This window comes from Rhizobium fabae (assembly GCF_003985135.1).
In the GTDB taxonomy this organism is placed as follows: domain Bacteria; phylum Pseudomonadota; class Alphaproteobacteria; order Rhizobiales; family Rhizobiaceae; genus Rhizobium; species Rhizobium pisi.
On sequence record NZ_ML133664.1, the window covers coordinates 82,652 to 89,458 of the forward strand.

Annotated in this window: 10 protein-coding genes and 2 tRNA genes; 7 read left to right on the top strand and 5 right to left on the bottom strand. The window is 58.1% G+C overall.

Features of this window, described 5'->3' with window-relative positions; all coding sequences use genetic code 11:
* Positions 1-43: 43 nt before the first annotated feature.
* Complete coding sequence (locus EFB14_RS30435; RefSeq protein ID WP_126830396.1) at positions 44-1,135, bottom strand: extracellular catalytic domain type 1 short-chain-length polyhydroxyalkanoate depolymerase; 1,092 nt, start codon at positions 1,133-1,135, stop codon at positions 44-46.
* Between the two features lie 254 nt (positions 1,136-1,389).
* Here EFB14_RS30435 and EFB14_RS33650 point away from each other — a divergent pair, with 254 nt between their 5' ends.
* Positions 1,390-1,569: a hypothetical protein gene (locus EFB14_RS33650; protein ID WP_126830398.1), complete on the top strand. Its 180-nt coding sequence runs from the start codon at positions 1,390-1,392 to the stop codon at positions 1,567-1,569.
* Between the two features lie 670 nt (positions 1,570-2,239).
* Here EFB14_RS33650 and EFB14_RS30450 read toward each other — a convergent pair.
* Positions 2,240-2,491, bottom strand: a complete 252-nt coding sequence (locus EFB14_RS30450) for a hypothetical protein (RefSeq protein WP_125845100.1) — start codon at positions 2,489-2,491, stop codon at positions 2,240-2,242.
* A 164-nt stretch (positions 2,492-2,655) separates the two neighbouring features.
* Between EFB14_RS30450 and EFB14_RS30455 the strand changes: the two genes are divergently transcribed.
* Entirely contained in the window at positions 2,656-2,970 is a 315-nt protein-coding gene (locus EFB14_RS30455; protein ID WP_126830402.1) for a hypothetical protein, read from the top strand.
* Between the two features lie 312 nt (positions 2,971-3,282).
* On the opposite strand, the gene EFB14_RS30460 is transcribed toward EFB14_RS30455, so the two are convergent.
* Positions 3,283-3,357 (bottom strand) — tRNA-Asn (locus tag EFB14_RS30460).
* A 117-nt stretch (positions 3,358-3,474) separates the two neighbouring features.
* On the opposite strand from EFB14_RS30460, the gene EFB14_RS30465 reads away from it, so the two are divergent.
* Together EFB14_RS30465 and EFB14_RS30470 are read left to right on the top strand one after the other, a co-directional pair.
* Positions 3,475-3,792, top strand: coding sequence for a hypothetical protein (locus EFB14_RS30465; protein WP_125844999.1), 318 nt, complete (start codon positions 3,475-3,477; stop codon positions 3,790-3,792).
* A gap of 94 nt (positions 3,793-3,886) precedes the next feature.
* The gene (locus tag EFB14_RS30470; protein ID WP_126830404.1) at positions 3,887-4,225 is read left to right on the top strand and encodes a hypothetical protein; all 339 of its coding nucleotides are present in this window, start codon (positions 3,887-3,889) and stop codon (positions 4,223-4,225) included.
* Positions 4,226-4,325: 100 nt separating this feature from the next.
* Here the strand turns inward: EFB14_RS30470 and EFB14_RS30475 are convergent, their stop codons facing one another.
* Positions 4,326-4,664, bottom strand: coding sequence for a KTSC domain-containing protein (locus EFB14_RS30475; RefSeq protein WP_126830406.1), 339 nt, complete (start codon positions 4,662-4,664; stop codon positions 4,326-4,328).
* A gap of 271 nt (positions 4,665-4,935) precedes the next feature.
* Between EFB14_RS30475 and EFB14_RS30480 the strand changes: the two genes are divergently transcribed.
* A tRNA-Cys gene (locus EFB14_RS30480) sits at positions 4,936-5,009 on the top strand.
* A 75-nt stretch (positions 5,010-5,084) separates the two neighbouring features.
* Here the strand turns inward: EFB14_RS30480 and EFB14_RS30485 are convergent.
* Entirely contained in the window at positions 5,085-5,375 is a 291-nt protein-coding gene (locus tag EFB14_RS30485; RefSeq protein ID WP_126830407.1) for a hypothetical protein, read from the bottom strand.
* Positions 5,376-5,864: 489 nt separating this feature from the next.
* Here EFB14_RS30485 and EFB14_RS30490 point away from each other — a divergent pair, with 489 nt between their 5' ends.
* Together EFB14_RS30490 and EFB14_RS30495 are read left to right on the top strand one after the other, a co-directional pair.
* Positions 5,865-6,530 carry a protein-L-isoaspartate O-methyltransferase family protein gene (locus EFB14_RS30490; RefSeq protein WP_183605230.1) on the top strand — a complete coding sequence of 222 codons (666 nt, stop codon included), beginning with the start codon at positions 5,865-5,867 and terminating at the stop codon, positions 6,528-6,530.
* Positions 6,531-6,629: 99 nt separating this feature from the next.
* The coding region (locus tag EFB14_RS30495) for a transposase (protein ID WP_483475590.1) at positions 6,630-6,807 on the top strand (178 nt) is incomplete at its 3' end.

The window sequence follows — 6,807 nt, forward strand, 5'->3', positions numbered from 1 at the left end:
GTGGCCATTGCTGAAGGCATGCAGACCAGCTTGCTGAGAATATTTACCGCAGCAGCCCCGCGGACCGGAGGGCGTCTTCAATGACCTTCTGAATGCCGCCACGGTCGTTGCCCGTGCCGAATGGACCTGCGGCGTTTTCCGGTTGTGTAGCGGAGGGTTTCTCGGCGCGCCGTTTTTCAAACGACGGAATAAGACCCCAGGACCTGGCAGTTTCGACGGTCGAGGAAATTCCGACATCAAGCATGAAGGGGCCACTTTCCCCGTAGCCGGTGCCGACATTGAGCGGCGTGCCGTGAGCCATCCCGGCAATCGTATAGAGCTCGATCACCTCGGCCCCATGAGCGTCGGTCCAGACCCGTCGCTGATGTCGTCCGATATCTTCGGCGCGTGACGGCGATGCATCAACGCCATGGATATGTCTCCATTGCTCCACGATCGCATTCGCATTGGATGGCACGACGGTTCTGTCGGCGGTTCCCTGCCAGATCGATAATGTCGGCCATGGGCCCTTGTGGGCTGAAGCGTTTCTCACCCGCAGTTCCAGCTCTTTGCCGGTTGGGCCGCCGTGACCGCGCATTCGGTCGAAGGCTTCGGGAATGGTTGCGGCACTTGCATATGGCAGGCCCGCAATGATCGCGCCGCCGGCAAAAACCTCGGGATAGGTGGCAAGCATGGCGGCGGCCATGGCGCCGCCGGCCGAGAGCCCGGTCACGAACACGCGCCTGCCGTCGACACCGTAAGCCGCAACGACCTTTGCGATCATCTGGCGAATGGAAAAGACCTCGCCGTGATCCCGGCGGATGTCCTGCGGGTTGAACCAATTGAAGCAGAGATTCGGATTGTTTGCCCTCCGTTGCTCGGGAAACAACAGCGCGAAACCATAGTCCTCTGCCAATCGCGACCATCCAGATCCGATATCATAGCCGGCGGCAGTCTGGGTGCAGCCGTGCAGAACGATGACCAGGGCCATGTTTTTTGCGCGCTTTGACGGCAGGTAGGTATAGCCGCCCAAGGCACCCGGGTTCGTGCCAAATGCGTCCAGGGCGACGAGATGGGGGTTGTCCAGCGTGGGTTCGGGGCGAAGCGTTCCTCGCAGCGCAGCAAGGCGTGCGAGGGTGTCTGACATAGATCTCATGAAAGTCTCCGCCAATCAGCAGCCGGGATGGCGGTGATGCCTGACTAACGCCCCAGCCTACGAAAGGTTGCTGCACTGCACAATGTTTATTTTTGGGGCGGCCGCGTTTCAGAACTCGTGGAGATCGACGAGAATCTTGAATCTTCGGAGCTAACGTAAACTGGGGAGCGCCCCTATATCTTGAGGCGAAAGGTGATCTGGAAGGGGAGAGCGGCTTTCCTCGTCCGGTGACAGCCTAAATGGGAGAAGCATCGATGAACAAATTTCGGGCATTAGTAGCAGCCGGAGCAATCACGATTGCCGCCATCGCCTCGGCCTGCTCGACCCCGCCGAATTCATACGGCTCGGCATCCGGATATGTGCCGGGAGATTCCATGAATCCGGCCTGCGCGGATGGATTCAGACCCCGCGAGGGCCGTTCGTGCAGCTATTAGAGGCGGTCGGCTCCTGTCCGCACGAAATGGCAGCTTGTCGAATCCGTCAGGCAGACGCTTCAAGACAGAACGGCCACGTGATCTCGTGGCAGCGACGTGACGTCAATCTGTCGCCCGACCCCATTCTTAAGTTAATGGCAGTCGCGTCCTGCCGCGGTCTGTATATCATTCGATCGTCAACGCAAAGGTGGTCGGTTGCGCAGCGCTTTGCATGGTGGTGCTCTGAGTGTGGCCGGCTCAGGTCACCCTGCCTTGATGTTTCAGTAGCGCCATCCTCGTCTTCCCGTACGGTCTTTCTTGACGGAAAGAAGACAAAAGGTCGGCGCGAGAGTTCGCGCCGACCTTTCTCAAACATCATCAGCAAAGCGCCAGTTCATCCGTGGTCGCCGGCCATCTGATTTCATGTCGCAAGTGTAGGCAGCTTGTGAATTATGGCAAGGATTACGGGGCTACCGATTTCTGGCTAGAGCCGGCATGCAACGTTCCCCAGCCAGCGTTGAAATAGGAAACGGTTGTTTCAATCCACTCGGCCCCGGACCCATGCGGAGCTTTTCTGGCTTCATTCGTGCCCGCAGTTGTCCACAGGAGCCAAGGGCAAAAATTGGTTTAAAAGCGGGGCGGGAAAGAGGGAAGAAAGCCGAAACAGGCGCTTGCAGCGCGCCGGCTGGTTCTATTTTTTGCCGAGTTCACCTGGCAAAGCGTCAATGAGTTGATGCACTTTTCCGGTGGCGAACGCGATGTCCTCGCGCGGCAGATGGACTGTTATCTCAATTTCTTCCCACCTGCCGCCATGGTCTTTTGCGAACCTGACGGCGGCTTCCAAGGAGGTGAATTGCACGGCCGGTGCGTTGGCGGTCCAGAACTGCACGCTGCAGTCCGCCGTACTGTAATCTAAAAATGCTTTTTCAGGATCTAGCGCCATGGCGTTTGCTTTACACCGCCGGCGGTTGGTTGGCCAGCGAATGCCTATCCGTCGTAAAAAAGCGCTGTTGTCCGCCCAGCGGCGCGCCGGCCTAAGAAGCGCGCGGCCATTCATCGGAGGTTAATCGTCATTAACCCAGAATCGTAGCCTGAAAGGATGCGCCGATGAAAATGCTTTGTTCCTCACTTGCAGCCATTGTCTTGTCTGCATCTTTCGCCCTGCCGCTAAACGCAACGCCGGTCGTCGTGCCGAATGCAGTACAGATGCACACCCCCGACGTCGAGCAGGTCAAACACCGTCGCCACGGTAATGGATATGCATATGGCCACTGGAAGAAACAACGGTACGCTTACCGCGACTGCCGGTACTACGGCTCGTGCTATCGTCCGCGGTATTACGGCTACCGCGACTATTACGGCTATCGCGACGACTACCCTTATCGTCGTCGGTCAGGTGTGACAGTGTATTTTGATTTTTAGTCGGCAGCGCCAGGGACACCAACCTTGGCACCCAACAAGCGCGCGTCATCCATCTCCGAAAGAAACGCGTGCACCATAGGGGCGCACTGACCTCGTTCGGAGATGGACATGAATCACAAAAGAAAGCGGCCGGGCAAAGCTGCGTGCGGCCTCTGTAAGCCCCACAAAACGAACGACAATTGCCCTCGCCATAAAAACGCGAAACGAAGCAAGTTATCCGCGGAACACGCGTTTCAAAAGTGGGGAGGGAAAGAGGGAAGAAAGCGTCTGTCTCGGAATTGTCCAACGAAAACAGGCGCTTATCTTGAAAAATGGCTCCCCGGGCCGGATTCGAACCGGCGACCTGTCGATTAACAGTCGAATGCTCTACCGCTGAGCTACCAGGGATCACTGCTTGGCGCGGTGTGAGTGGGCTAATACAAATGCTTTCCCGATTTGCCAAGCAGTTTTTTCAAAAAAATGAAATGAACTTGTATTTCGGTTGTCTGCGCCCATCTCTGACGCATGACGAATGGGAATGATCGTGAAGAGACGAAGGGCAACGCTGAGCGCAAGGTGAAGGCACGGCGCTTCGGCATCGATCACGCAAGCGGCAGGCTTATGCTCGGCTCTTTCAGCATCGGTATGCCGCGTTCGCGGATTGCGCGGATGGCAATCGGCATTGCCCTCATTTTCTGCGGATTGCTGGGCTTCCTGCCCATCCTCGGCTTCTGGATGCTGCCGCTTGGCTTCCTCGTGCTCTCGCACGATCTGCCGGTTGCGCGCCGGCTTCGGCGGCGGCTGGCGGTATGGTGGCACAGGCGGCGCACGCCGGCCGGCTGACGGTCGCCCGGGGACGGTCGGGTGGAACAGTGGATCGCTTTTCGCATTCGTGGTGTATGGAGTGTAAACGCGCCACAATGGGCCAGGTGAGGAAATGAAGGCAGTTTTCGTGGTCGTCCTGTCAGCGGCGACCGTTCTCTTAGGAGCTCCCGCCGAGGCTCAAGGTGTCGATAGCGGCGGTTTCGACGCGCGCGGCATCTGCCGCCGCCCGGAAGGCTGCGTCGTCGATCACGGCCAAAGCGGATTTAGCGGACCTCGAAACTATCGCAATTTCAACGGCCGCAACGACCGCGACGGGGAAAATCGCGACCGGAACGATCGCCGCTATCGCGATCAGAAAAGAAGCGACAATTCTGGCGCAGCAACCAACCGCCTTGCGGTCTCGATGAACGGCACCTTTGCATGGCAGGCCGGCGGCGACCGTGCCGGCTGACGTTGGGACCGAACAGATTCGACCGGAATCCAACAGCTGATTTTCGGTCGGTACATTGCTCCCGGTAATCGAGGCTGCGCAGTGCTTGGACGGTTTCGGTTTAGTTCGAGCTGAGTTCGCTTGCCTCGAAAGTCCCGCCGCGGACCGGATCGAGATCGTTTGCCGTCAACAGGCTGCAGGCGATGAGGAGGAACACGAGCTTCAATCCGTAGGACACGAGAGAGAACGGTCGTCGATGGCCCGGTGTCACGCGAGAGGGAGCGACATAATATTTGTAGTAGAAGTGCGGGTCATCCGTTTCCAGCAGGTTCTGGTAGACATGCTGCGGGATATCCGCGTGTTTCACCGGCTGGGAGCCGGGAAATTTTACGTGCAGTTCCCGAGTTTCGGCATCGTATGCCGCCCGCACGCGCTTCGATTTGAGGGCAGCCCAGTCCATAGCGGCTCCATACAGCTCTTATGCCCTCCCGATGCAGTAAGATGTCCGGTCGACGATCGAAGTCAAGCGTAGGATTTGTTTCAAATATGATCGTTGACAGGAAACGGGACATCGCTGCCGGTAGGGAAATTTTAGTCTGCGCTCGGCCGTTTCAGAATGGGGAAGGGGCCATTTTCGGCAGCGGCGGAAAGGCGTTTTTCCGAAATGCCCTCTTGCGATTTCCTTACGATCATTCTAAACGCTCGCCACGGCTCAGATAACGAGCACGTGAGGCCTCGTGGCGGAGTGGTGACGCAGAGGACTGCAAATCCTTGTACCCCGGTTCAATTCCGGGCGAGGCCTCCAAAATTTTCCCACATGACATAGTCGGTTAGAAAATGCGGCTCGCTGGCGGTGCGGCGTCAGTGCTTGCGACGGGTCCTACCAGACCTGCGGACCTGGCGAAAAATCGAACTGCGCCGGATTGATTCCCGTGAGGCGGGAGAGCGCTTTCAGACCGCCCTTGCGGATTTCCGCGTGATATTCGGGATCGCTCAATTCGGATCCCCCATCGATTTCGGCGCTGGCGCCGAGCAGCCGTCGCAGGCCTTGCGGCGAAACACGGGTAATGCTGCGAATGTCGCCGCTGCTGTATTTGATCAGCAGCAGTTGGACATTGGCGTTATAGTGAAGCGCTTCTATGCCGCCCGATTGGATGAAAAAGGTTTGCATGCGGCACCCATAGCGAAAGGTGAGGGCGCCGCAACAAAATGGTTGACATAACCTTAATGCGCATAAGGCGGTCGAGGGGAAGGAGCCACTGTTTCAAGGCAACCGAGCGCATAGCGTGAGATTGCCGCAGATGCCGTGCGGGAGATATTTTCGAGCGCTTCTCGGCGCTCTATCGCCTCAGGTCGTTTCGCCGTCGAGCAGCCCGCAGCAGAAGATGCCGATGAGCGCTGCGAGGATGAAGAAATCGAACAGCGTGAAATATTCGAAAATCGCAGACATGGCCTGCTCCTCCTATTTCCTCCGGTAGGGATGATAACATCAAGGGGCCGAAAATTCCATGTTTGAGGTGCCGCATCCCTCATGGGGGCTGTGGCGAGAAAGAAGCGCTCGCCGGATTCTTTTCGCCGACGGTTGCCAAGCCTTGAAAGCATTCGTGGCGGAGATTAAGAGACGCAGGGACAGGAACCGCTTTTCAAAGAGCGAGAGGACATGATGGATTTCGAAGCAGCGCGCGTAAAGATGGTCGACAACCAGGTTCGCACGACGGACGTTACCTCGCATTCCGTGCTGACGGCGTTTCTTACGGTGCCGCGTGAGGCGTTCGTGCCGGAGAAGGCGAAGCTGCTGGCCTATATCGACAACGATGTCGAGATTTCCGCAGCCGCCCCTGCAAAGCCTGCCCGCTTCCTGATGGAGGCCTCGCCGCTTGCCAAGCTGCTGCAGCTCGCGGCGATCACCAAGGATGATTTCGTCCTCGAAGTCGGTTGCGGCACGGGTTACACCTCGGCGCTGCTGTCGATCATTGCCGGTTCGGTTATCGCGCTCGAATGCGACGAGCAGCTTGCGGCCGAGGCCAAGGCGCAGCTTGCCGGCTACGGCAAAATAGAGGTCGTGACCGGCCCGCTCGAAAAGGGTTACGCTGCCGGCGCTCCCTATGATCTGATCTTCATCAACGGCGCGGTCGAGGAAGTTCCGGCAGCTCTTCTCGGTCAATTGCGCGATGGCGGCCGTCTGGTGACGGTCGAGGGTTACGGCAATGCCGCCCGCGCCAAGGTCTTCGTCGCCGAGCGCGGCGCCGTTTCGGAAAACGTCTTCTTCAATGCCTCCGTCAAGGCGCTGCCGGGTTTTGCCAAGGCACGCGAATTCGTTTTCTGAGGTCGTTTCTACCGATGAAATCAGCAATGGGCGCCATCGGCGCCCTCAGACTGCTGACAAACCCCTGGCACCGTCCAGGGGTTTATGATTCATTGGGACATGTTGAAGAAACCTGCCCCCACCCAGACGGCTCTTGAGATGGTGACGCTTGATAGCCTGGTGCCGAAGGATCACCTGCTTCGCAAGATCGACGCGGTGATCGACTTTTCCTTCATCCACGATCGCGTTGCGGGGCTTTATTGCGCCGACAACGGCCGCCCACCGCTCGATCCGACCT